Source organism: Microbacterium sp. zg.Y1084, assembly GCF_024623595.1.
In the GTDB taxonomy this organism is placed as follows: domain Bacteria; phylum Actinomycetota; class Actinomycetes; order Actinomycetales; family Microbacteriaceae; genus Microbacterium; species Microbacterium wangruii.
In genome coordinates this window covers 45,851-68,122 of sequence record NZ_JANJGV010000012.1, presented here as the reverse complement: position 1 = coordinate 68,122, position 22,272 = coordinate 45,851, and the positions used below count along the sequence as shown (strand labels likewise).

Sequence of the window (22,272 nt, the reverse complement as noted above, 5' to 3'; positions counted from 1 at the left end):
CGTGTCGGTTTCCATCAAGCCGCTCGAGGACCGCATCGTCATCAAGCAGGTCGAGGCCGAGCAGACCACCGCCAGCGGGCTGGTCATTCCTGACACCGCGAAGGAGAAGCCCCAGGAGGGCGAGGTCGTCGCCGTGGGCCCCGGCCGCATCGACGACAACGGCAACCGCATTCCGCTCGACGTCGCCGTCGGCGACCGCGTGATCTACAGCAAGTACGGCGGCACCGAGGTCAAGTTCGGTAGCGACGAGCTGCTCGTGCTGTCGGCCCGCGACGTGCTGGCTGTCGTCGTCCGCTGATCGGACTGCTCTTCACTTCTGAAGGCCCCGGATGCCACTGGCATCCGGGGCCTTCGTCGTTGCGGCGGCTCTAGGCTGAGGCGGTGACGACAGCCCCTGCCGCCGACCCCGCCCGCGAGCGCCTGCTCGGCGGGGTGTACGCCTTCGCGTCCTACTTCCTGTGGGGCTTCATGCCCCTCTATTTCCTCGTGCTCGCCCCCACCGGCCCGTGGGAGGTCGTGTCCTGGCGGGTGCTGCTGTCGTTCGTCTTCTGCCTGCTGCTGCTGACGGTGACCCGGTCGTGGCCGAAGATCATCGCGATCGTGCGCCGGCCGCGCCTGCTGCTGTGGACGGCCGTCGCCGGGGCGCTGATCTACGTCAACTGGCAGGTCTTCCTCATCGCCACGCTCACGGGCCACGTGCTCGAGGCGAGCCTCGGATACTTCATCAATCCGATCGTGACGGTGCTGCTCGGGGTGCTGGTGCTGCGTGAGCGCCTGCGGGTCACGCAGTGGGTCGCCCTCGGCATCGCCGCAGCGGCGGTCGTGGTCATCGTCGTCGGCTACGGCGCCTTCCCGTGGATCGCCCTCACCCTCGCCGCCTCGTTCGGCCTGTACGGGCTGGTGAAGAAGCAGCTGGGTCCGGCGGTGGATGCCGTCAGCGGCCTGACCCTCGAGTCGTTCTGGCTGCTGCCGGTCGCGATCGTGCAGCTCATCGTCGTCGGCGCGACCACCGGTATCACGATGGGCACCGCCGGTATCGGGCACGCCGTGCTGCTCGGGCTCGCCGGGGTCATCACCGCCACGCCGCTGCTCTTCTTCGCCGCCGGCGCGCGGCGTGCGCCACTGACGGTCATGGGCCTGCTGCAGTTCGTCGCGCCCATCCTGCAGTTCGCGATCGGGGTGTGGCTCGGTGAGGACATGCCGCCCGAACGCTGGGCGGGCTTCGCGCTGGTGTGGCTCGCGCTCACCCTGCTCACCGCCGACTCGCTCCGTCATGCCCGGCGGCCGCGCGGGGTGGACGACCTCGGCGCGGTGACCTGAGCGGATGCCGTCGCTCCGGCATCCGCTCATATCAAATGCGGGCGCCGCCGTTATCGTTCCGAGACTGTTCTGTTTCAGACCGTTAACACATCGCAACATTGCGGGTGAGGAGCGGGGTTTAGGTTGGGACCCACTGGCACGGCGCCCGACCTTCCGTGTCTTTCACCACAATTAGGGAGCACTATGAGCGTCTTCACACGTTCGCGCCGTTCCTCGTTCCTCGGCGTCGTCGCCGTGGCCGGGGCGAGCGCGATGATCCTGGCCGGCTGTGCCGGTACGAGCGAGCCCGCAGAGACCTCCGCGGGGCCGACCGAGGAGCGCGAGGCACTCACCCTCAGCATCGGCACCGTTCTGCCGCAGACCGGCTCGCTGGCATACCTCGGCCCGCCGGAGGAGGCGGGTGTGGGCCTGGCCGTCGCCGAGATCAACGAGGCGGACAAGGGCATCACCGTCGAGGTGGAGTACGGCGACTCGGGTGACACCGACAACAAGGCCTACGAGACCACCGTGCCGCGCCTGCTCGGCAACGGGGTGCAGGCCCTCATCGGCGCCGCGTCGTCGGGTGTGACCAAGCTGTTCCTCGACCAGGCCGTCGGTGCCGGCGTCATCACGTTCTCGCCGGCGAACACGTCGCCGGACTTCACGACGTGGGACGACGACAACCTCTACTGGCGCACCGCCCCCAGCGACCTGCTGCAGGGCGAGGTGCTCGGCAACCTCATCGCGGAGGACGGCCACAAGGCCCTCGGCATCATCTACCTGAACGATGCCTACGGCACCGGCCTCGAGGCCGCGCTGAGCGAGACCTTCACCGCCACCGGTGGCGAGGTCGTCGCCAGCGAGTCGTACAACCTGGGTGACACGAACTTCAGCGCACAGGTCTCGTCGATCCTCGCCGAGAACCCCGACGCCATCGCGGTGATCGGGTTCGAGGAGACAGCGACCATCGTCCCGTCGTTCGTGAACAGCGGCTTCGACGGCGCGGACTTCTACTTCGTGGATGGCAACATCTCGCAGTGGGGCGCCGACATGCCGGTGTCGATCGAGGGATCGAAGGGCACCCAGCCCGGCCCGGTGCTTTCGGACGACTTCCAGGAGCGCCTGTCGGCCCAGTGGCTCGAGCAGGACGGCAGCGAACTGGTCGACTTCAACTACGCGGCGGAGTCGTACGACGCCGTCGTGCTGCTGGCGCTCGCCGCACTCGCGGCCAACTCCTCCGACCCGGGCGACATCGCCGGTGCGCTGGCGGAGGTCTCGGGCGGCTCCGGCGATGGTGAGAAGTGCGAGTCGTTCGCCGACTGCGCCGACATCATCCTCGACGGCGGCACCGCCGACTACGACGGCTACTCCGGTGGCGTCGCGTTCGACGAGGCCGGCGACCCGACCGAGGCGACGATCGGCATCTTCCAGTACGGCGCCGACAACATCCACACGCGCGTCAACTGACGCCGCTCGAAAGGCCCCGGAGCGCGTGCTCCGGGGCCTTTCCCGTGCCCGTGGCGTGCCCGTGCCCGCGGCCTGCCCGCGCCGGTGCCCGCCGGCGCTGCCCCGTGCCTGCGCGTGCACGCCGGTGGCCGCCCGTGCTGCTCGAGTGTCGCGTTTGGCTGGTTGCTGCGCGGGGCATGGTCCGTTTGCGACACCGGAACAGGCCGCGCGACGCCTCGCGGTTCGCGGTGCTGACGCGTGCACGCCGGTGCCCGCCCGTGCTGCTCGAGTGTCGCGTTTGGCTGGTTGCTGCGCGGGGCAGGGTCCGTTTGCGACACCGGAACAGGCCGCGCGACGCCTCGCGGTTCGCGGTGCTGACGCGTGCACGCCGGTGGCCGCCCGTGCTGCTCGAGTGTCGCGTTTGGTCGGTTGCTGCGCGGGGCATGGTCCGTTTGCGACACCGGAACAGGCCGCGCGATGCCCCGCGGTTCGCGGTGCTGACGCGTGCACGCCGGTGCCCGCCCGTGCTGCTCGAGTGTCGCGTTTGGCTGGTTCCTGCGCGGGGCAGGGTCCATTTGCGACACCGGAACAGGCCCGCGCTGGCCCGTGCCGCGGCGCCCGCGCGCGCTGGCCCGGCCCGCGGTGCCTGCCCGTGCACGGCTCACGCGCGCGAGAAAGGGGGGTGGATGCCGTGGCATCCACCCCCCCTCGTCCGGGCGCCCCGCGTCAGTCGTCTTCGCCGAGCGTGCCCAGGTACAGTCCGATGACCTTCGGGTCGCTCAGCAGCTCGCGGCCGGTGCCCTGGTACGCATCGCGCCCCTGGTCGAGCACGTATCCGCGGTCGCAGATCTGCAGGCAGCGGCGCGCGTTCTGCTCGACCATGATGATCGTCACGCCCGCCTTGTTGATGTCGGAGACGCGGATGAACGCGTCGTCCTGGCGCACCGGTGAGAGGCCGGCGCTGGGCTCGTCGAGCAGCAGCACCGCCGGGTCCATCATGAGCGCACGGCTCATCGCCACCATCTGGCGCTCGCCGCCCGAGAGCGAGCCGGCGCGCTGCTTGAGTCGCTTGCCGAGCTCGGCGAAGATCCCGGTGACGAATTCCAGCCGCTCGGCGTAGGCCTTCGGCCGCTGATAGAGACCCATCTGCAGGTTCTCCTCGATCGTCAGCGACGGGAAGACGTTGTTCGTCTGCGGCACGAAGCCCACTCCGCGCTGCACGAGCTTGTCGGATTTCAGTCCGACGATGCTCTCGCCGTTGAGCGTGATCTCGCCGCCCCGCACCTTCACCATGCCGAAGATCGCCTTGAGCAGCGTCGACTTGCCGGCGCCGTTGGGGCCGATGATGCCGATGAGCTCACCGCGATGCGCCACGAGATTGGCGTTGTTGATGATGTTGATACCCGGCAGGTATCCCGCGGTCAGATCGTCGACGCTCACCACGACTTCCGAAGACACCGCGGTGGCGCCGCCGGGGCCTGCGCCGGTTGAGGGCTCGCTCACTTCGTCTCCTCCTCGGCTTCGGCGATCGACGCCTCTTCCTCTTCGTGGATCTCCTCCAGCAGCGCCATCGCGGACGTGTCCAGCTCTCCCGCGACGCGACCGGTCACCACGCCGAGGTCGACGTCCTGATGCGCGCCGAGGTAGGCATCGATGACCGACTTGTCCTGCATGACGCTGTCGGGCGGACCCTCGGCGACGACCTTGCCCTCGGCCATCACCACCACCCAGTCGGCGATGTGGCGCACCATGTGCATGTCGTGCTCGACGAACAGCACGGTCATGCCGAGCTCCTTGAGATCGAGGATGTGGTCCAGCAGCGACTGCGTCAGTGCCGGGTTCACCCCCGCCATCGGCTCGTCGAGCATGACCAGGTTGGGGTCGCTCATCAGCGCCCGCGCCATCTCCAGCAGCTTGCGCTGACCGCCCGACAGCGATGCGGCGTAGTCGTCGGCCTTGGTGTCGAGCTTGAACCGCGCCAGCAGCTCGCGGGCCTTCTGCTCGATCTCGGTCTCCTGCTTGCGCCAGAGGAAGGGCAGCATGCTCGTCCAGAACCGCTCGCCGATCTGCTTGGTGGCGCCCAGCTTCATGTTCTCCAGCACCGTCAGGAGAGACAGTGCCTTGGTGAGCTGGAACGTGCGCACCTGGCCCATGCGGGCGACCTTGAACGACGGGATGCCGGACAGCTGCTGGCCGTCGTAGCTCCACGTGCCCGAGTTCGGCTTGTCGAAGCCGCAGAGCAGGTTGAACAGCGTGGTCTTCCCCGCGCCGTTCGGCCCGATCAGCGCGGTGATCGCGTTGCGCGGGATCTCCAGGTGCTCGACGTCGACGGCCGTCAGGCCGCCGAAGCGACGGGTGACGTTGTCGGCGATGAGGATCGGGTCGACCTTCGCGACGCCGGGGACCGGTTCGCCCTTGGCCAGGCCGCTGGTCTTCGGGCGGCGGATGCTGCCGGTCGACGGCGGCGGCTCGGGTGGCGACTGAGGCGTGTTACTTGACAAAGGTCAGCTCCCTCTTGTTGCCGAGGATGCCCTGCGGGCGGAAGATGACGAGCAGCATGAGCGCGACGCCGACGAAGACGAAGCGCAGGGTGCCCGCCTGGATGGGCGAGATCGGCAGGATGCCCTGGGACGCGAGTGCCGGGAGCACCCCGTCGAGGAATGCCATGATCACCCAGAAGATCACCGCGCCCAGTGCCGGACCGAACACGGTGGCGGCGCCGCCGAGCAGCAGGATCGTCCAGATGAAGAACGTGAGGCTCGTGGTGTACGTCGCCGGCACCACCGCCGAGGGCAGGGCGAACACGACGCCGCCCATCGCCCCGAAGATGCCGCCGAGCACGAGGGCCTGCATCTTGTAGCCGAAGACGTTCTTGCCGAGCGAGCGCACGGCATCCTCGTCTTCGCGGATGCCCTTGAGCACGCGGCCCCACGGGCTGCGCATCACCGACCACACGATGAGGATCGCCACGGCCAGCAGGAACAGGCCGAACACCCGCACCCACAGTTCGGTGGCGGTGTAGACCCACGGGCCGAATCCGTACGTCCCTTCGGGGAACGGGTTCGCCGCGCGGAAGCCGGCGTGGTAGCCGCCGAGACCGTCGGCCGAGTTGGTGTACTCGTCGAAGGCCGTCGTCGTGAACAGCAGGCGCACGATCTCCGCCGCCGCGATCGTCACGATGGCGAGGTAGTCCGCACGCAGGCGCAGCGTCGGGATGCCGAGGATGAGCGCGAACACGCTCGCCGCGACCATGCCGACGATGATGCCGACCCACCAGGGCAGCCCGAACGACAGGATCGAGATCGCGTAGCTGTACGCGCCGATGGCCATGAATCCGGCCATGCCGAAGTTGAGCAGTCCGGCGTAGCCGAAGTGCACCGCGAGGCCCGTCGCCGCGAGGGCGTAGGCGATCGTCGTCGGGCTGAACAGCCACCCCGCGGTGTTGTTGAGAATGCCTCCCCAATCCATGGTCGCCTCCTATCCGAGTCTCTCTTTGCGGCCCAGGATTCCCTGGGGCCTCACCAGCAGGATCAAGATGAGGACGACCAGCGCCCCCACGTACTTCAGGTCCGACGGCAGCCAGAGGGTCGAGACCTCGACCAGCAGACCGACGATGATGGCGCCGACGAGGGCGCCGAACGCGGTGCCGAGACCGCCGAGCGTCACGGCGGCGAAGATGAGCAGCAGGATGTGCACGCCCATGTCCCACCGCACGCCGGGGCGGAAGTAGCCCCACAGGATGCCGGCGAGCGCCGCGAGGGCGGCGGCCATCATCCAGACGATGCGGACGACCCGGTCGACGTCGATGCCCGACGCGGCGGCGAGCCCGGGGTTGTCCGAGATCGCGCGGGTGGCCTTGCCGACGCGGGTGCGCAGCAGCCACAGTGCCACCGCCACGATGACGATGATGCTGATGCCCATCGACATCAGGCTCACCGGAGACAGCTGCACCGCCCCGAACAGCGGGATGCGGGTGGAGCCGGCGCCGGGCAGCTGATACGTCGAACCGGTGAGGAAGTACTGATACAGGTATCGCAGCGCCAGCGACAGGCCGATGCTGACGATCATCAGCGGCACGAGGCCGATCCCGCGGCGGCGCAGCGGCCGCCACAGCCCGGCATCCAGCGTCCAGCCGAACGCTGCGCCGACGATGACCACGACCGGGATCGTGATCCACATCGGCACCTGCCAGAACGTCCCCATGACGATCGCGATGATCGCGCCGAAGGTCACCATCTCGGCGTGGGCGAAGTTCGTCAGACCCGTGGTGCCGAAGATGAGCGAGACGCCGATGGCGGCGAGGGCCAGCAGCAGACCGAAGTTCAGGCCGTTGAAGATGCGCTCGACCAGCTGGTCGATGAACGACGTGGTCTGGCGCACCCCCTCGCCGAGGAACAGGTTGACGATCTTCGAGCCGGTGAGGCCGAACTCCACCTCCTGCGACGCCGATTCGCCTTCGACGATCACGCCGTCGGGAAGCGTGGACTCGTCGACGGTGAGGGTGTACGGGTCCTTCTCGGGAACATAGAGGCGCCAGCGGCCGTCGGCGCCGGTGACGGTCTCCGCTTCGAAGCCACCACCCTCGATCCCGACGGTGACGTCGGGGACGGGCTCGTCGTCGAAGGTGATGACACCGCCGAAGTAGTAGTCGGTCTGCTCCTGATCGCCACCCGGGGTGTCGGGCGGTGTCGTCGCGGCGTGTGCCCCTGTCGGGGCTGCCAGCAGGGCCATAGCCGCAGCAAGGAGAAGACCGACGAGGACACCCAGCCATCGGGGGCTGCGTCGCTGCGTCGTCGTGGTGGAACTCACGGAACCTCCGCTTTCGGTACGGGAGGCCGATTCGCGGGTTCGACATCAGCCTCGATGTACGACGGTATGAGCGTAATGTGTCGGCGTTGTTTCGCCTACGGTACGTTTCCAAGCCGTTCTCACGCGGCGCGGCGCGACCCGGACATCGGCACGATGCGGTACGCGCGCGGGAATGAACGGGTCCTTCCGGCGCTTAGAATCAGTACAGGCGCCATCGCCGGCCGTCGTCGAACACCCGCACAACGCGCCGCGCGCGCAGGAGACACACCCATGGATCACAACGACCCCTTCGGCTTCGTCGGACTGACCTACGACGACGTGCTTCTGCTTCCCGGGCACACAGACGTCATCCCCAGCGACGCCGACACGTCCTCGCGCGTGACCCGCCGCATCACGGTGGCAACGCCGCTCATCGCCGCGGCCATGGATACCGTCACCGAGGCGCGCATGGCGATCGCCATCGCCCGCGAGGGTGGGCTCGGCATCATCCACCGCAACCTCTCCATCGCCGATCAGGCCGCGATGGTCGACCGCGTCAAGCGCAGCGAGTCGGGCATGATCACCGACCCGATCACGACCACGCCCGACGCGTCGATCGAAGAGGTCGACGCCATGTGCGCGCAGTACCGCATCTCCGGGCTGCCGGTCGTCGACGATGACGGGCGCCTGCTGGGCATCATCACCAACCGTGACATGCGCTTCGTCTCCGGCTTCGAGCGGCAGACCACCAAGGTGCGCGACGTCATGACCAGCGAGGGACTGATCACCGGCAAGGTCGGCATCGGGGCGAACGAGGTCATCGCCCTGTTCGCCCACCACCGGGTCGAGAAGCTGCCGCTCATCGACGATGACGGAAAGCTCGCCGGTCTCATCACGATCAAGGACTTCGACAAGAGCGAGAAGTATCCGCTGGCCACGAAGGACGAGCAGGGTCGCCTGCGCGTGGGTGCGGCGATCGGCTTCTTCGGCGACGCGTGGGAGCGCGCCGAGGCGCTGCGCGACGCGGCGGTGGACGTGCTGGTCGTCGACACGGCCAACGGCCAGTCGGCGGGTGTGATCGACATGGTGCGGCGCATCAAGGCCGACCCGACGTTCGACCACATCGACGTCATCGGCGGCAACGTCGCCACGCGCGAGGGCGCACAGGCGCTCATCGACGCGGGAGTGGATGCCGTCAAGGTCGGCGTCGGACCGGGGTCGATCTGCACCACCCGCGTCGTCGCCGGCGTCGGCGTGCCGCAGGTGACCGCGGTGTACGAGGCATCCCTCGCAGCGCGCGAGGCCGGCGTCCCGGTGATCGCCGACGGCGGGCTGCAGTACTCCGGCGACATCGCGAAGGCGCTCGTCGCGGGAGCCGACAGCGTGATGATCGGCTCGCTGTTCGCCGGCACCGACGAGTCGCCGGGCGAGATCGTGTTCGTCGGCGGCAAGCAGTACAAGCAGTACCGCGGCATGGGCTCGCTCGGTGCGCTGCAGACGCGCGGCAAGAAGACGTCGTACTCCAAGGACCGCTACTTCCAGGCCGACGTGCCCAGCGACGACAAGCTCATCCCCGAGGGGATCGAGGGGCAGGTGGTGTACCGCGGACCGGTGTCGGCGGTGGCCTACCAGCTCGTCGGCGGCCTGCGCCAGTCGATGTTCTACGTCGGCGCCCGCACGGTCGAGGAGCTGAAGGCCCGCGGCAAATTCGTGCGGATCACCCCCGCAGGGCTGAAGGAGTCCCACCCCCACGACGTGCAGATCGTGGTCGAGGCCCCGAACTACCGCAAGTAGCCTGCGCACCGCCGCCGCCTTCCGGCCCCCGAGCACGCACTCGGCGGGTGGGGAAGAGGGGGCGGGTAGGCTGGAGGGGTGAGCATGGAGATCGAGATCGGCCGCGCCAAGCGCGCACGCCGCGCCTACGCGTTCGACGACATCGCGGTCGTGCCTTCGCGGCGCACCCGCAACCCCGAGGACGTCTCGACGGGCTGGGCCATCGACGCCTTCCAGTTCGACATCCCGGTGCTGGGCGCCCCGATGGACTCCGTCGTCAGTCCGCGGACGGCCATCATGCTGGGCCGTCTCGGCGGGCTCGGTGTGCTCGACCTCGAGGGCCTGTGGACCCGTTACGACGACCCGGACCCCCTGCTGGCCGAGATCGCAGGGCTCCCCGCCGAGAACGCGACCGCCCGCATGCAGGAGCTGTACGCCGAGCCGATCAAGCCCGAGCTCGTGCGCGATCGGCTCGCCGAGATCCGCGCCGCAGGCGTCACCGTCGCCGGCGCCCTCACCCCGCAGCGCACGCAGGAGCTGTACGAGACCGTCGTCGCCGCCGGCGTCGATCTGTTCGTCATCCGCGGCACCACCGTCTCGGCCGAGCACGTCTCCAGCGTCGACGCGCCCCTGAACCTCAAGAAATTCATCTACGACCTCGACGTGCCCGTCATCGTCGGTGGTGCGTCGACCTACACCGCGGCCCTGCACCTCATGCGCACGGGCGCGGCGGGCGTGCTCGTCGGCTTCGGCGGAGGAGCCGCCTCGACCACCCGCGCGACGCTCGGCATCCACGCACCCATGGCGACCGCCGTCGCCGACGTCGCCGGCGCTCGCCGCGACTACCTCGATGAGTCGGGCGGGCGCTATGTGCACGTCATCGCCGACGGCAGCGTCGGCACCTCGGGTGACATCGTGAAGGCGCTCGCCATGGGGGCGGATGCCGTCATGCTCGGCGTCGCCCTCGCCCGCGCCACCGACGCCCCCGGGCGCGGCTACCACTGGGGCGCCGAAGCCCACCATCCCCAGCTCCCGCGCGGCAGCCGTATCCGCGTCGAGCAGAAGATGAACCTCGAGTCCGTGCTCTACGGGCCGGCCCCCGTCGCAGACGGAACCGCCAACCTCATCGGCGCGCTCAAGAAGTCGATGGCGACGACCGGCTACTCGGACCTCAAGGAGTTCCAGCGCGTCGAGGTCGTCGTCGCGCCGTACGCAGCCAAGTGATGCACGCGCACGACCCGCACACGCACGCCACCCCCGGTGCGGGGTCGGCGACGAGCGCGTCGACGGCGGATGCCGCGGCATCCGCCGTGCCGCTGCAGTTTCCGCCGACGCTGCGCGAGGTGATGCTCCGTCCCTGGTGGCTCGGCATGCTCGCCCTCGCCCTGGCGATCGCCGGCGTGTTCGCCTGGCTCGGCCAGTGGCAGCTGGGCAATGCCATCGACACCGACCCACCGCGCCCGGGGGCGACCGAGCAGGTGCGGCCCATCGCCGAGGTGACCGAGCCCGGGCAGTATCTGTCGCAGCCGCTGGGAGGCCAGAAGGTCGAGGCGTCCGGGAGATGGATCCCCGGCGACTTCCTCGTCGTGGGTTCCCGTTTCAATGACGGGACGGAAGGCTACTGGGTCACCGGCCAGCTGCGCCTCGACGCCGCCTCCGTCGGCAGTGACCAGCCCACGTCGCTGGCCGTCGCCGTCGGCTGGGCGCCCACACGCGAGCGTGCCGCCGCCGCCGTCGAGGAGCTCGAAGCGCAAGCCGAACAGCACCCGGATGCCGTCGTCGACGTCACCGGTCGGATCATCGCCGACGAAGGTCCCGCCCTCCCGCCGCGCGGGACGGACCCGCACGAGATGACCCGCATGTCTCCGGCGGCTCTGCTGGCGCAGTGGCATGACACCGAGGGCCTCGACGTGTACCGCGCGTACCTCACATCGGCCGAGCCGTTCGCCGGCCTCGAGGCGATCCACTCGCCGCCGCCCGACGAGGGCTCGTCGGTGAACTGGCTCAACATCTTCTACGCGGTGGAGTGGGTCGTCTTCGCCGGCTTCGCGTTCTACATGTGGTACCGGCTGGCCCGCGACGCGTGGGAGAAGGAGCTCGAGGCCCTCGAGGAGGATGCCGCCGCGAACGCGCCGTGAGGCCTCCGCGCGCGGGCGGGGGACTCAGGCGGCGGCGGTAGGATGGAACCCATGCCGGCACCCAAACTCGCCTCCTTTCCGGCGATCCGCGGGGCTCTGCGCTTCTACCAGATCGCCTCGGTGATCACCGGTGTGGGACTGCTGCTGCTCTGCGCCGAGATGGTCCTGAAGTACACGCCCCTGGCTGTCGAGGTCTTCGCCGGGGGTTCGGGCGGACTGCTGTGGCTCGCGCCCGTCGTCCCCGGTCCCGAGGGGGAGCTCATCTCCACCGGTGACGGTCTGAACCTGTCGCTGGGCATCCTCATCGCGCACGGCTGGTTCTACGTGGTGTACCTCTTCGCATGCTTCCGCATCTGGAGCCTCATGCGGTGGCCGTTCTGGCGGTTCCTGCTGCTGGCCAGCGGCGGCATCGTGCCCCTGCTGTCGTTCTTCATGGAGGCCGGCGTCGCCCGCGACGTCAAGGCCTACCTCGCCCGCCGCGAAGCCGATGCCGCAGCTGCGGCGGTCGTCGCCGGCGACGCCGCTCCCGTGCCAACCACGCCCCCGGCGTCCGCCGGTGCACCCGATCCCGCCCCCGCCCCCGCTACGGAAGGCAACCGTTGACTTCTCAGACCGAGACCGCCCAGCGCCCCGTGCTGGTGGTCGATTTCGGCGCCCAGTACGCCCAGCTGATCGCGCGCCGCGTGCGCGAGGCCGGCGTCTACAGCGAGATCGTGCCGCACACCGCGACGGCCGAGGAGATCGCCGCCAAGGACCCGGTGGGCATCATCCTCTCCGGCGGTCCGTCGTCGGTGTACGAGCCGGGCGCCCCGGCGCTCGACCCCGCCGTCTTCGACCTCGGCGTGCCCACGCTGGGCATCTGCTACGGCTTCCAGGTCATGGCCAAGACCCTCGGTGGCGAGGTCGCCAACACCGGCCTGCGCGAGTACGGCGCGACCGATGCCGCGCTGAGCGGCGACGGCGGCGTGCTGCTGTCGGGTCAGCCGTCCACGCAGAACGTGTGGATGAGCCACGGCGACCAGGTCTCGGCCGCGCCCGAGGGCTTCGAGGTGCTCGCGTCCACCGCCGCCACCCCCGTCGCCGCCTTCGGCAGCGACGAGCGTCGCCTGTACGGCGTGCAGTGGCATCCGGAGGTCAAGCACACCGACCACGGCCAGGAGGTGCTGGAGAACTTCCTGCACAAGGCGGCCGGGCTTCCCGCCGACTGGAACAGCGGCAACGTCATCGCCGAGCAGGTCGCGAAGATCCGCGAGCAGGTCGGCACCGGCCGCGTCATCTGCGGGCTGTCGGGCGGGGTCGACTCCGCCGTCGCTGCGGCCCTCGTGCACGAGGCCGTCGGCGACCAGCTCGTCTGCATCTTCGTCGACCACGGCCTGCTGCGGAAGAACGAGCGGGAGCAGGTCGAGCAGGACTACGTCGCCTCCACCGGCGTGCGTCTGGTCACCGTCGACGCCCGTGAGCGGTTCCTCACCGCGTTGGCCGGTGTCAGCGACCCCGAGCAGAAGCGCAAGATCATCGGGCGCGAGTTCATCCGCACCTTCGAGCAGGCCGAGGCGGAGCTCGTGGCCGAAGCCGAGGCCGACGGTCAGCCGATCCGCTTCCTCGTGCAGGGCACGCTGTACCCCGACGTCGTCGAGTCCGGCGGCGGCAGCGGCACGGCCAACATCAAGAGCCACCACAACGTCGGCGGCCTCCCTGAGGACCTGCGGTTCGAACTCGTCGAGCCGCTGCGCACCCTCTTCAAGGACGAGGTGCGCGCGATCGGCCGCGAGCTGGGTCTTCCCGAGGTCATCGTCGCGCGCCAGCCGTTTCCGGGCCCCGGCCTCGGCATCCGGATCGTGGGCGAGGTCACCGCTGACCGTCTCGAGATTCTGCGTGAGGCCGACGCCATCGCCCGCGAGGAGCTGACCAAGGCCGGCCTCGACGGCGAGATCTGGCAGTGCCCGGTCGTGCTGCTGGCCGACGTGCGCTCCGTGGGGGTGCAGGGCGACGGCCGCACCTACGGCCACCCGATCGTGCTGCGCCCGGTCTCGAGCGAGGACGCGATGACCGCCGACTGGACGCGCCTTCCCTACGACGTGCTGTCGAAGATCTCCAACCGCATCACCAACGAGGTGCGCGAGGTCAACCGCGTGGTGCTCGACGTGACGAGCAAGCCCCCGGGGACCATCGAGTGGGAGTGAGCCGGTGACGGATGCCGCGGCCTGAGGGTCGCGGCATCCGTCGTTTGCGGCCGGGGATCGGCAGCCGACCGAGAGGCGTGGGGGAGGATGGATCGATGACCGACCCCGTGCTGCCCGATTCCGTGCTGCCCGATGCCGACTACCTGGTTCTGGCGAGCCGGCTGATCCCCGACCGCGACGGCGGCTTCACCATCTCGGTGCTGCGCCGCGCGCAGGACATGGCCGCCGCCGGCGCGCGGGTGACGCTGCTCACCGTCGACCCGGGCGAGCGGGCCGACCACGACCGCGATCGCGCGGAGTGGGTGCGCCGGGGGCTGCTCACGGACCCGGACGACCTGCGCAACCTCTTCGACGACGCCCGCGCGGATGCCGGCTGGCTGCGCGCGGCGGCCCTGCCGCTTCCCGCGCCGGCGCCGGACGAAGACGCGCACGGCACGGTGACCGGCGCCCGTGTCATCGCCGATGCCGCAGGCCGCACCGTGCTGGAGCTTCCGGTGATCTCCGGTGACCCGGCATGGCACCTGAGTTCCGCGCCGGTGACCGTGTGGTCCGAGGACGGCGCGGCGCCGGTGGGCTGGCTGCCGGGGTTCGGCGGGCTGTACCGCGCGTGGGTGAATGCGCGCGCCGCGGCATCCGCACGCCCGGTGGCGGTGCTCTGCGAGGCGCGCCAGGTGGGGGAGCTGCTGGTGGCCGATGCGCCTCCGCTGCTCGACCCTGCGATCCGGGTGCTGCACACCACCCACGCCTGCCACCTGCAGGCGCCGTATACGTGGGACGCGCCGATGGATGCCGCGTGGTCGCGGTGGCTCGACATCGCCGACCGCTTCGACGGCGTGCTGTGGCTCACCCCGTCGCAGCAGCGCGACGTGGAGCGACGCGTGGGCGACGGCATCCGCTCGTTCGTCGTGCCTCATCCCGCGCCGTCGGGGCTCGCGAACGACCCGGTGGCGGGGCGCATCGTCATGCTCAACACGCTGAGCGCCCGCAAGCGCGTCGATCACGCCACCCGGGCGCTGGCGACCGTGCGCGCGTCGGTGCCGCACGCCGAGCTGCATGTCTACGGCGACGGGCCGGAGCGCGCGGCGCTGCAGTCGCTCGCCGACGAGCTCGGCGTCGCCGACGCGGTGGTGCTGCACGGTCACACCGCCGATCCCGAGGCGGCGTGGGCCACCGCCGACCTGTTCGCCTTGACCAGCACGAACGAGGGGCAGCCGCTGGTCGTGCTCGAGGCGCTGGGCCACGGTGTGCCGGTGGTCTCGTACGACATGCCCTACGGGCCCCGCGACACCCTCGCGCGAGGCGGCGGCATGCTGGTGCCCGACGGTGACGTCGACGCTCTCGCCGGCGCGCTGACCGCGCTTCTGACGGGGCCGGGCGTGCGCGCCTGGCTGTCGGATGCCGCGCGGGCGGCGGCCGCGCAGATGGATGCCGCCTCCTCGATGCGCGCTCTCGCCGTCGCCGCGCGCGCCGCCCTCGACGCCCCCGCCTCGCGCCCCGGCCGCCCGCCGCATCGGTGAGACGAATCCTGACGGCCGAGAACATGGGTGGTACCCGCCGTCTCGGCCACCGGCTTTCGTCTCACGGTGGGGACGGGGCGGGGGACGGGGCGGGGACGACGAAGGGGCCGCCCCGGTGGGACGGCCCCTTCGTGCGAATGCGAGGTGTCAGTCGTTGCCGCGCAGGATGGCGAGCATCCGCAGGATCTCGACGTACAGCCACACGACGGTGACCATGATGCCGAAGGCACCCATCCAGGCGAACTGGCGGGGAGCGCCGTTGCGCACGCCCTGCTGCACCTGGTCGAAGTCGAGCACCAGCGAGTACGCGGCCAGGATGACCACGACCACACCGAGGAGGACGCCCCACGGAATGCCGAAGAGCGGGCTCGGCATGCTGCGCGCGCCGAACATCATGTCCTCGGGGATGACGTTCGTGAGCATGAGCACGACGTTCAGCAGCGAGAAGACGAGGTAGCCGATCATCGCGATCATGAAGATCTTGGTGGCCTTCTTCGACGCGCGCACCTTGCCGCTGGCGAAGAGGACCAGCGTGACGCCGACCACCGCGAGGGTGGCGAGGGTCGCCTGCATGACGATGCCGGGGAAGACGAACTCGAAGTACGCCGAGATGCCACCGACGAACAGGCCCTCGAAGGCCGCGTAGGCGAAGATCAGGCCGGGGCGGATCTTCTTGCGCGACGTGAAGATGACGACCATCGCCAGCACGAAGCCGCCGAGCGCGCCGATGATCCACGGCATCATCGTCGGGGCGCTGTTGGGCAGCGGCGACAGGGTCCACATCCAGCCGACGACGGCGGCGGCGACGAGGATGCCGAAGAGGCCGACCGTCTTGACGACGGTGTCCTCGACGGTCATGCGATCGGTTTCGACGGCCCCGGCGGACGGAGCGGCGTACATGCCCTCCATCTGAGCCTGGGCGGCGACGTCGACGCCCTGGTGCTGGGCGGCGGCGTACGAGGTAGCGGCGCCCGGAGCGGCGGGCGGCGTCAGACCGGGACGCTGCTCCTGGAACGCCGGGTTGGCGAATGCGGGGTTGTTGAGGGCCACGTGCTCTCACACTCCAAAGTCGGGATAGGTGACACAGCGCCGTGCTGTGTGTCTCCACAGTATCCGACACGCCCGTGGGGTGGTCTTGCATATCGCTGAGAGCGAGCATGGAACGTCGGATGCCCGGGCTGTGAGCGGCGCCCCGCGCGTAGCCTGAGCGGGTGCCCCGTCCCCGCCCGCTCGTCATCGGCCACCGCGGTGCGCCCGGCTACCGCCCCGAGCACAGCCGGTCCTCCTATGCGCTGGCCCTGGAACTCGGGGTGGATGCCGTCGAGCCCGACGTCGTGGTCAGCCGCGACGGCGTGCTCATCGTGCGGCACGAGAACGAGATCGGCGGCACCACCGACGTCGCCGACCGCCCGGAGTATGCCGCGCGACGCACCACGAAGAGCGTGGACGGTGAGAGGCTGACCGGCTGGTTCGCCGAGGACTTCACCGCCGAGGAGCTGACAGGCCTGCGCTGCCGCGAGCGTCTGCCGGCGCTGCGCCCGGCCAGCGCGAGCTTCGATGACACCCAGCCGGTGCTGACCCTGCGCGACGTGCTGGACCTCGTGCGTGCGGCATCCGAGGATCAGGGGCGCGAGATCGGCGTGGTGCTCGAAGTGAAGCACGCCACTTACATGTCGGCGCTCGGGTGGGACCTGGCCGAGCTCATCGCCGGCGAGCTGCAGGCGGCGGGGTGGGCGGAGGGCCGGCTGCCGCTGATCGTGGAGTCCTTCGAGCCCACTGCCCTCGCGCAGCTGCGCGCCACCGGCATCCGCGCGCGGTACGTGCTGTTGTTTGAGGCGACGGGGAGCCCTTTCGATCTGGTCGTGGCGTCGGGGCGTGCTGCGCCCACCTATCGGGACCTGTCCTCATCCGCGGGTTTGGAGGGGCTGAGGGGCGAGGTCGACGGCATCAGCGTCGACAAGCGGATGATCCTCGACCCCGACCGGCGCGATCGCCCGCCCGGGGCTCCCACGCTCGTCGCCGACGCGCGAAGCCGCGGGCTCACGGTGTTCACGTGGACGGCCCGACCCGAGAACGCCTTCCTCGCCCGGCGTCACCGCGGGCCGGGGGGCAAGGCCGCGTGGGGTGACTACGAGGCGGAGTGGCGCGAGCTGGTGGATGCCGGCGTCGACGGGGTGTTCGTGGACCACCCCGACCTGGGCGTGTCGGCGCTGCGCGATGACGGGGCGCAACGGCCGCTCCACTAGGGTCGGCCTTGTGACCAACCCGGGAATCACGGCGCGCGGCGTGCGCCGATCGTTCGGCGACGTGCACGCGGTGCGTGACGTGACGCTGCAGGCGCGGGCTGGGGCGGTGACGGGCCTGGTCGGGCCCAACGGCTCCGGCAAGACGACCCTCATGCTGATGCTGGCCTCGCTTCTCGCCCCCGACGCGGGCGAGGTGCGCATCGGCGGCGTCGATCCCATCTCCGATCCGGCCGCGGCCCGGCGCCTGCTCGGGTGGATGCCGGACGCCCTCGGGGCATGGCCGGCGCTCACCGCCCGGGAGACGATCGCGGTCACCGGTGAGCTGTACGACCTGCCGCGGGCGCAGGCGAAGGCGCGTGCGGCGGAGCTGCTGCGCGAGCTCGGGCTCGAGGACCTCGCCGATGCCCCCGCACGCGTGCTGTCGCGCGGGCAGAAGCAGAAGCTGGGGCTCGCCCGCGCTCTCGTGCACGACCCTCACGTGCTGCTGCTGGACGAGCCCGCATCGGGACTCGACCCCCAGGCCCGCATCGACCTGCGCGTGCTGCTGCGCCGCTTCGCCGCCGAGGGGCGCACCGTGCTGATCTCCAGCCACGTGCTCTCCGAGCTCGAGGAGGTCATCGACGACGCGGTGTTCCTCGTCGCCGGCGAGACGGTGACCGCCGACCGGGTGGCCGCCGCCGCTTCGCGGACGCGCACCTGGCGGGTGCGCCTGGCCGACCGCGACGGCATCGCCGCTGTGCTGCCGGTGGCCACCGCGCTGGGGCTCGACGCCGGCATCCTCCCGACCGATCGACGTGATGTGCTGGTCGGATTCGCTTCCGACGCGGATGCCGCGCGCGGGCTCGCCGCACTGGTCGCGGCAGGGCTCCCCGTAGCGGAGTTCTCCGCCGCGACGGGGATGCTCGAGCACACCTTCCTGGATCTGCGTGAGCAGCCGGGAACCCCGGGAGGAGCGGCATGAACGTCAGACGCATCCGGACGCTCGTGCGTCTCGAGCTCATCCAGCGCATGCGCTCGGTCGCCTGGTATGTGCTGCTGGGGGTGTTCACCCTGCTGCTGATCGGCGTGACCGCGCTGTCCTTCCTCGCGTGGAGCGGCAGCGGCGACCGGGGTGCCGGCGTCTACTCGACCGTGGTGCTGGTCACCCTGCTGCTGACGCTGCTGGTCTCACCGACCCTCAGCGGCAACTCCATCAACGGCGACCGGGATGCCGCCACCCTCGCCCCGGTGCAGGTGACGCTCGCCACGACCGGCGAGATCCTCGTCGGCCGGTTCCTCGCCGCCTGGGCGACCGGGCTGGCGTTCGCCGTCGTCGCGGTGCCCTTCCTCGTGATCGCCACGCTCGCGGGCGGGGTGAACCCCGTGACGGTGCTCGTGTCGCTTCTCATCCTGGTGATCGAGATCGGCGTCGTCGCCGCCATCGGCACAGCGCTCAGCGGCATCCTCGCCCGACCGCTCTTCTCCGTGGCCACCACCTATCTCGTGGTGGCCGCGCTGGTCATCGGAACGCCCATCGCCGTGGCGCTGGTGTCGTTCAGCGTGCGCAGCGAGGTGGTCTCCTCCTATCGCGTGGTGGTGGACTACACCGACACCGGGGTGACCTGCAGCGACGACTGGGAGACGACCACCTACGAGATCCCCCGGCCCGACACCGTGTGGTGGCTGCTGGCGGCCAACCCGTTCGTCGTCCTCGCCGATGCGATCCCGTTGCAGTACGACCGCAACGGCTGGCCGCCCGACCTCTTCGGCGCCCTCAAGCTCGCGGTGCGCTCGATCCAGCAGCCGCCCGAGCTGGAACGCACGTACGACGAGTGCGCCCCGGCGGTGGGAGATGAGCAGACGAGCGGGCGGGACATCGTCGAGGGTACGGTGCCGAGCTGGTTCGTCGGGCTCGGCGTGCAGGTGGTGCTGGCCGGCGCGCTCATGGCGTGGGCGTACCGCCGCACCCGCACGCCCGCCCGCGCCCTGCCGCGCGGCACCCGCATCGCCTGACCGCCGCTCGCCGCGCCGCCGCCTCTCGCCGCGCCGCGGCCGCGCGCCGTCCCGCACGCGCCGGCGCACGCTGAAACTGCAACTGGCGGCCGAGACCGTGGGTGGTACCCATCGTCTCGGCCGCCAGATGTCGTCTCACCGCTCGGTGCGGTGAGGGCGGGTCAGACGCCGTTGGCCAGCAGCCAGCTCTCGCCGTTGACGTAGCTGTTGTTGACCTGCACCTCGAGGTGCAGGTGGGCGCCGAACGCGCGGCCGGTCTCGCCGACCTGACCGATGACCTGTCCGGCGGACACGCGGTCGCCGACCTGCACCGTGCGGGTGCCGTAGGTCATGTGGGCGTACAGCGACGTGACGCTCACGCCGTTGATGTTGTGGGCGATCTTGACGTAGACGCCCCAGCCGGGGCCGCTCTCCGACGACTCGATCACGACGCCGTCGGCGATCGACATGATGGGGGTGCCGGCGCCGACCATGTAGTCCACGCCGCGGTGCCCCGCATAGGGGGTGCCGAAGTTGTTGAAGAAGGGCAGCGGCCGCGTCACGCCGCTGGCGCCGACGACCGGCAGAGCGGACGAGACAGAGGCCAGGTTGCCGCCCGCGATCTGCGCGGCGAGCCGGGCGCGCTCGAGTTCGGCCTGGCGTGCGGCCTCCGCCGCCTTCGCGGCGGCGGCCGCCTCGATCTCCTGCGGTGTCGTGGCGGAGTAGGACGCGCGCTCGAAGGTCACGTCCTCCTCATCGGATGCCACGACCAGCGACTGTGTCGCCATCGGCTCGGCGGCTGTGGCCGCGGCGAGGTTCTCGGTCGCCGCGGTGGCGCCGGCCGAGATGGGCTGAGCGGCGATGGTCGTGTCCAGCGGAGCCAGCGCCATCGCGGGAAGAGCAACCGTGGTCGCCATGCTGAGGGCGATGGTGATCGCGAACGTCCCCTGCAGTGCGCGGCGACGGCCGGCAGGCTCTGCGAGCGAGGCGCGGGTGCTGGCGATCCGGGCGCGTACCGCCGTGAGCACCGTGCGTGCCGTCCACTGCGGATTCCGACGAGTGCGGACCTGCTGTGCCGCTGCGGCGAGACGAGAAGCGCGGCGGTTGGATGCTGAGGAGATGTGGGACTGGGACAAACGATTCCTCTGGGCTCGGGGGAGCCCTCGGGTCGGCGCCGTTCGGGTCGGCGCATGGTCGGGTTTCGGGTATTCCGCGTGATTGCGGGCGCGTGTTGGGTAACGATCTTGTCACGGTCAACCTGAACGGAGCCTTTGAGCTTGCATAGCGGGGCCTTGATCTGCAGTCAACCGGATGCGTCTGGTCCCGCAGGGGCGCATGCTGTGCGGGAGGAAAGGAGCACGACATGAGCTTGTCCATCCCCGATGGCGAGGGTCTCACCGACCCGCACACCGGACTCCCCATCCCCTTCATCGACGACGACCGTCCTGTGGACCCCGAGACCGGGCTGCCCGTTCCGGTGCCCGATGAGGAGCGGCCCGTGCCGCTCGACGACGACGGCGAGACCATCGCCGGCGCGGACGATTGAGGCGGCGGGTGCCCAGGAGGTGACGCACACCTCCTCACGAACCGCTCGTCGCCCCGCGCTGGTCGCGTCGCTGCGCACCGCAGGCGGCGAGGTCGTTGCGCTGTCACGCCTGCTGCTGGCGGCGAAGACCGCCGTCGCCGCCGCGGTCGCGTGGTATCTCGCGCCGTACGTCCCGTTCGCCGACGCGGAGTACTCGTACTACGCGCCGATGGGTGTGCTCGTGAGCATGTACCCGACAGTCGCCGACTCCGCCCGGGCCGGGATGCAAGCCCTCGGGGGACTCGCCCTCGGCATCCTGCTCGGCTTCGGCGCGCTGACCGCCCTGTACGCCGGGGCGCCCGGCCTGGTGGCCGTCGCCCTCGTGATCGGGGCGGGGGTCGCGCTGGGCGGCATCCGCCGACTCGGGGCCGGGCGCGACTGGATCGCGATCGCGGGCCTGTTCGTGCTGCTCCTGGGCGGGCGGCATGCGGACGAGTTCTCGACCTCGTACATCGTCACGATCGCGTTCGGCGTGCTGGTCGGGGTCGTGGCCAACTACGTGCTGCTGCCACCGCTGTATCTGCGCGAGGCCGGGGCGCAGCTCTCGCAGCTGCGGTCACGCCTGGCAGGGGAGCTCGAGCGGATCGCCGACGAGGCGGACGCCGGCGGGCTGGATCCCGAGCGCCTCGGTCGTGATGCCGACGAGCTCGGCTCGCTGGCGGCGTCGGTCGCGGAGGGCGTGCGGGAAGCGGCCCGAAGCGCCCGGGCGAACCCGCGCGGTCGTCGACGCGTCGGCGAGCGCGAGGATGCCGAGCAGGCATGGGCGACGCTGGAGCGCGTGACGCTGCTCGTGCGGGAGGTGACCGAGGTGCTTGCCCAGCAGCCGGGTATCGGGACCGACGCCGTCACGGGCCGCGCGTTCACGGCCGCCCTGCGCGCCTGCGGCGGACTGCTCGCCGACGTGCCCGATGGGCCGGAGCCGGTGGCGGCTGCGACGTCGGCGGCATCCGCCGTGGGGAGCTACGCGCACGCCGTCGCCGGCCGGTCGCCCTCCCACCCCACCCAGCCCGATCCCGCCGTCGCGGTGGCCGGTCATCTCAGCCGCATTGTGCAGCTGTGCCGGCCGACGGAGTCGGTGTCGGGCTGAGCGGTCGGGTCGTCGGGTGCTCTAGGCGTCGTCGGTGTCTTCACCCTCGGCCTGCGAAGGGTGGCCGGTGGCGCCCTCGTCCTGCGCGGCGTCGCTGGGGCGGTCCGGGTCGTCGCCTTCGGCCTGGCTGGGGTGTCCGGTCTCTTCGGTCATCGTGTCCTCCTTCTATCGGGATGGATGCCACGACCGTAGGCACGCGCCGCGGGGCCCGTGAAGGGATTGACGTGGCCGCGGAGCGG

Annotated in this window: 21 protein-coding genes; 14 read left to right on the top strand and 7 right to left on the bottom strand. The window is 70.6% G+C overall.

From position 1 onward, the window contains the following. The first annotated feature begins 1 nt into the window (after position 1). From groES to NQ165_RS13775, 3 genes are all read left to right on the top strand, one after another. Entirely contained in the window at positions 2-298 is a 297-nt protein-coding gene (groES, locus tag NQ165_RS13785; RefSeq protein WP_257526369.1) for a co-chaperone GroES, read from the top strand. Between the two features lie 83 nt (positions 299-381). Next, positions 382-1,320, top strand: coding sequence for an EamA family transporter RarD (gene rarD, locus NQ165_RS13780; protein WP_257526370.1), 939 nt, complete (start codon positions 382-384; stop codon positions 1,318-1,320). Positions 1,321-1,503: 183 nt separating this feature from the next. Then, the gene (locus NQ165_RS13775; RefSeq protein ID WP_257533917.1) at positions 1,504-2,766 is read left to right on the top strand and encodes an ABC transporter substrate-binding protein; all 1,263 of its coding nucleotides are present in this window, start codon (positions 1,504-1,506) and stop codon (positions 2,764-2,766) included. 705 nt (positions 2,767-3,471) lie between these two features. On the opposite strand, the gene NQ165_RS13770 is transcribed toward NQ165_RS13775, so the two are convergent. The 4 genes from NQ165_RS13770 to NQ165_RS13755 are packed head-to-tail and all read right to left on the bottom strand — an operon-like array spanning position 3,472 to position 7,554. Then, positions 3,472-4,248: an ABC transporter ATP-binding protein gene (locus NQ165_RS13770; protein WP_374679347.1), complete on the bottom strand. Its 777-nt coding sequence runs from the start codon at positions 4,246-4,248 to the stop codon at positions 3,472-3,474. Further along, positions 4,245-5,192 (bottom strand): ABC transporter ATP-binding protein, encoded by a 948-nt coding sequence (locus tag NQ165_RS13765; RefSeq protein WP_257533931.1) that lies wholly within the window; start codon positions 5,190-5,192, stop codon positions 4,245-4,247. The genes NQ165_RS13770 and NQ165_RS13765 overlap by 4 nt, the downstream gene beginning before the upstream one ends. Before the next feature lie 43 nt (positions 5,193-5,235). Beyond that, positions 5,236-6,213 (bottom strand): branched-chain amino acid ABC transporter permease, encoded by a 978-nt coding sequence (locus tag NQ165_RS13760; protein WP_257526372.1) that lies wholly within the window; start codon positions 6,211-6,213, stop codon positions 5,236-5,238. A gap of 9 nt (positions 6,214-6,222) precedes the next feature. Then, entirely contained in the window at positions 6,223-7,554 is a 1,332-nt protein-coding gene (locus tag NQ165_RS13755) for a branched-chain amino acid ABC transporter permease (RefSeq protein ID WP_257533916.1), read from the bottom strand. Positions 7,555-7,824: 270 nt separating this feature from the next. On the opposite strand from NQ165_RS13755, the gene guaB reads away from it, so the two are divergent. The 6 genes from guaB to NQ165_RS13725 all read left to right on the top strand — a co-directional run bounded on the left by guaB (position 7,825) and on the right by NQ165_RS13725 (position 15,144). After that, positions 7,825-9,327 carry an IMP dehydrogenase gene (gene guaB, locus NQ165_RS13750; RefSeq protein WP_257526374.1) on the top strand — a complete coding sequence of 501 codons (1,503 nt, stop codon included), beginning with the start codon at positions 7,825-7,827 and terminating at the stop codon, positions 9,325-9,327. Between the two features lie 84 nt (positions 9,328-9,411). Further along, positions 9,412-10,530 carry a GuaB3 family IMP dehydrogenase-related protein gene (locus NQ165_RS13745; protein ID WP_257533930.1) on the top strand — a complete coding sequence of 373 codons (1,119 nt, stop codon included), beginning with the start codon at positions 9,412-9,414 and terminating at the stop codon, positions 10,528-10,530. A gap of 122 nt (positions 10,531-10,652) precedes the next feature. After that, on the top strand, positions 10,653-11,444 hold the full coding sequence (locus NQ165_RS13740; RefSeq protein WP_257533929.1) for an SURF1 family protein: 792 nt from the start codon (positions 10,653-10,655) through the stop codon (positions 11,442-11,444). Between the two features lie 51 nt (positions 11,445-11,495). Further along, the gene (locus tag NQ165_RS13735; RefSeq protein ID WP_257526375.1) at positions 11,496-12,047 is read left to right on the top strand and encodes a DUF3817 domain-containing protein; all 552 of its coding nucleotides are present in this window, start codon (positions 11,496-11,498) and stop codon (positions 12,045-12,047) included. Next, positions 12,044-13,627, top strand: a complete 1,584-nt coding sequence (gene guaA / locus NQ165_RS13730; protein WP_257526376.1) for a glutamine-hydrolyzing GMP synthase — start codon at positions 12,044-12,046, stop codon at positions 13,625-13,627. The genes NQ165_RS13735 and guaA overlap by 4 nt, the downstream gene beginning before the upstream one ends. Before the next feature lie 95 nt (positions 13,628-13,722). Then, entirely contained in the window at positions 13,723-15,144 is a 1,422-nt protein-coding gene (locus tag NQ165_RS13725) for a glycosyltransferase (RefSeq protein WP_257533915.1), read from the top strand. A gap of 147 nt (positions 15,145-15,291) precedes the next feature. On the opposite strand, the gene NQ165_RS13720 is transcribed toward NQ165_RS13725, so the two are convergent. Then, positions 15,292-16,194 carry a Bax inhibitor-1/YccA family protein gene (locus tag NQ165_RS13720; protein ID WP_257533914.1) on the bottom strand — a complete coding sequence of 301 codons (903 nt, stop codon included), beginning with the start codon at positions 16,192-16,194 and terminating at the stop codon, positions 15,292-15,294. Between the two features lie 161 nt (positions 16,195-16,355). On the opposite strand from NQ165_RS13720, the gene NQ165_RS13715 reads away from it, so the two are divergent. The 3 genes from NQ165_RS13715 to NQ165_RS13705 are packed head-to-tail and all read left to right on the top strand — an operon-like array spanning position 16,356 to position 19,382. Further along, complete coding sequence (locus NQ165_RS13715) at positions 16,356-17,390, top strand: glycerophosphodiester phosphodiesterase family protein (RefSeq protein WP_257526381.1); 1,035 nt, start codon at positions 16,356-16,358, stop codon at positions 17,388-17,390. A gap of 10 nt (positions 17,391-17,400) precedes the next feature. Then, positions 17,401-18,351 (top strand): ABC transporter ATP-binding protein, encoded by a 951-nt coding sequence (locus tag NQ165_RS13710; RefSeq protein ID WP_257526383.1) that lies wholly within the window; start codon positions 17,401-17,403, stop codon positions 18,349-18,351. Continuing rightward, entirely contained in the window at positions 18,348-19,382 is a 1,035-nt protein-coding gene (locus NQ165_RS13705) for an ABC transporter permease (RefSeq protein WP_257533913.1), read from the top strand. The genes NQ165_RS13710 and NQ165_RS13705 overlap by 4 nt, the downstream gene beginning before the upstream one ends. A 161-nt stretch (positions 19,383-19,543) precedes the next feature. Here the strand turns inward: NQ165_RS13705 and NQ165_RS13700 are convergent, their stop codons facing one another. Further along, the gene (locus NQ165_RS13700; protein ID WP_257533912.1) at positions 19,544-20,497 is read right to left on the bottom strand and encodes a M23 family metallopeptidase; all 954 of its coding nucleotides are present in this window, start codon (positions 20,495-20,497) and stop codon (positions 19,544-19,546) included. Positions 20,498-20,724: 227 nt separating this feature from the next. On the opposite strand from NQ165_RS13700, the gene NQ165_RS13695 reads away from it, so the two are divergent. Next, entirely contained in the window at positions 20,725-20,907 is a 183-nt protein-coding gene (locus NQ165_RS13695; protein ID WP_257526386.1) for a hypothetical protein, read from the top strand. A 19-nt stretch (positions 20,908-20,926) separates the two neighbouring features. Beyond that, a complete protein-coding gene (locus tag NQ165_RS13690) occupies positions 20,927-22,033 on the top strand; it encodes an FUSC family protein (RefSeq protein ID WP_257533911.1) in 1,107 nt (368 codons plus the stop codon). 21 nt (positions 22,034-22,054) lie between these two features. On the opposite strand, the gene NQ165_RS13685 is transcribed toward NQ165_RS13690, so the two are convergent. Then, on the bottom strand, positions 22,055-22,186 hold the full coding sequence (locus tag NQ165_RS13685; RefSeq protein ID WP_257526388.1) for a hypothetical protein: 132 nt from the start codon (positions 22,184-22,186) through the stop codon (positions 22,055-22,057). Positions 22,187-22,272 lie beyond the last annotated feature (86 nt).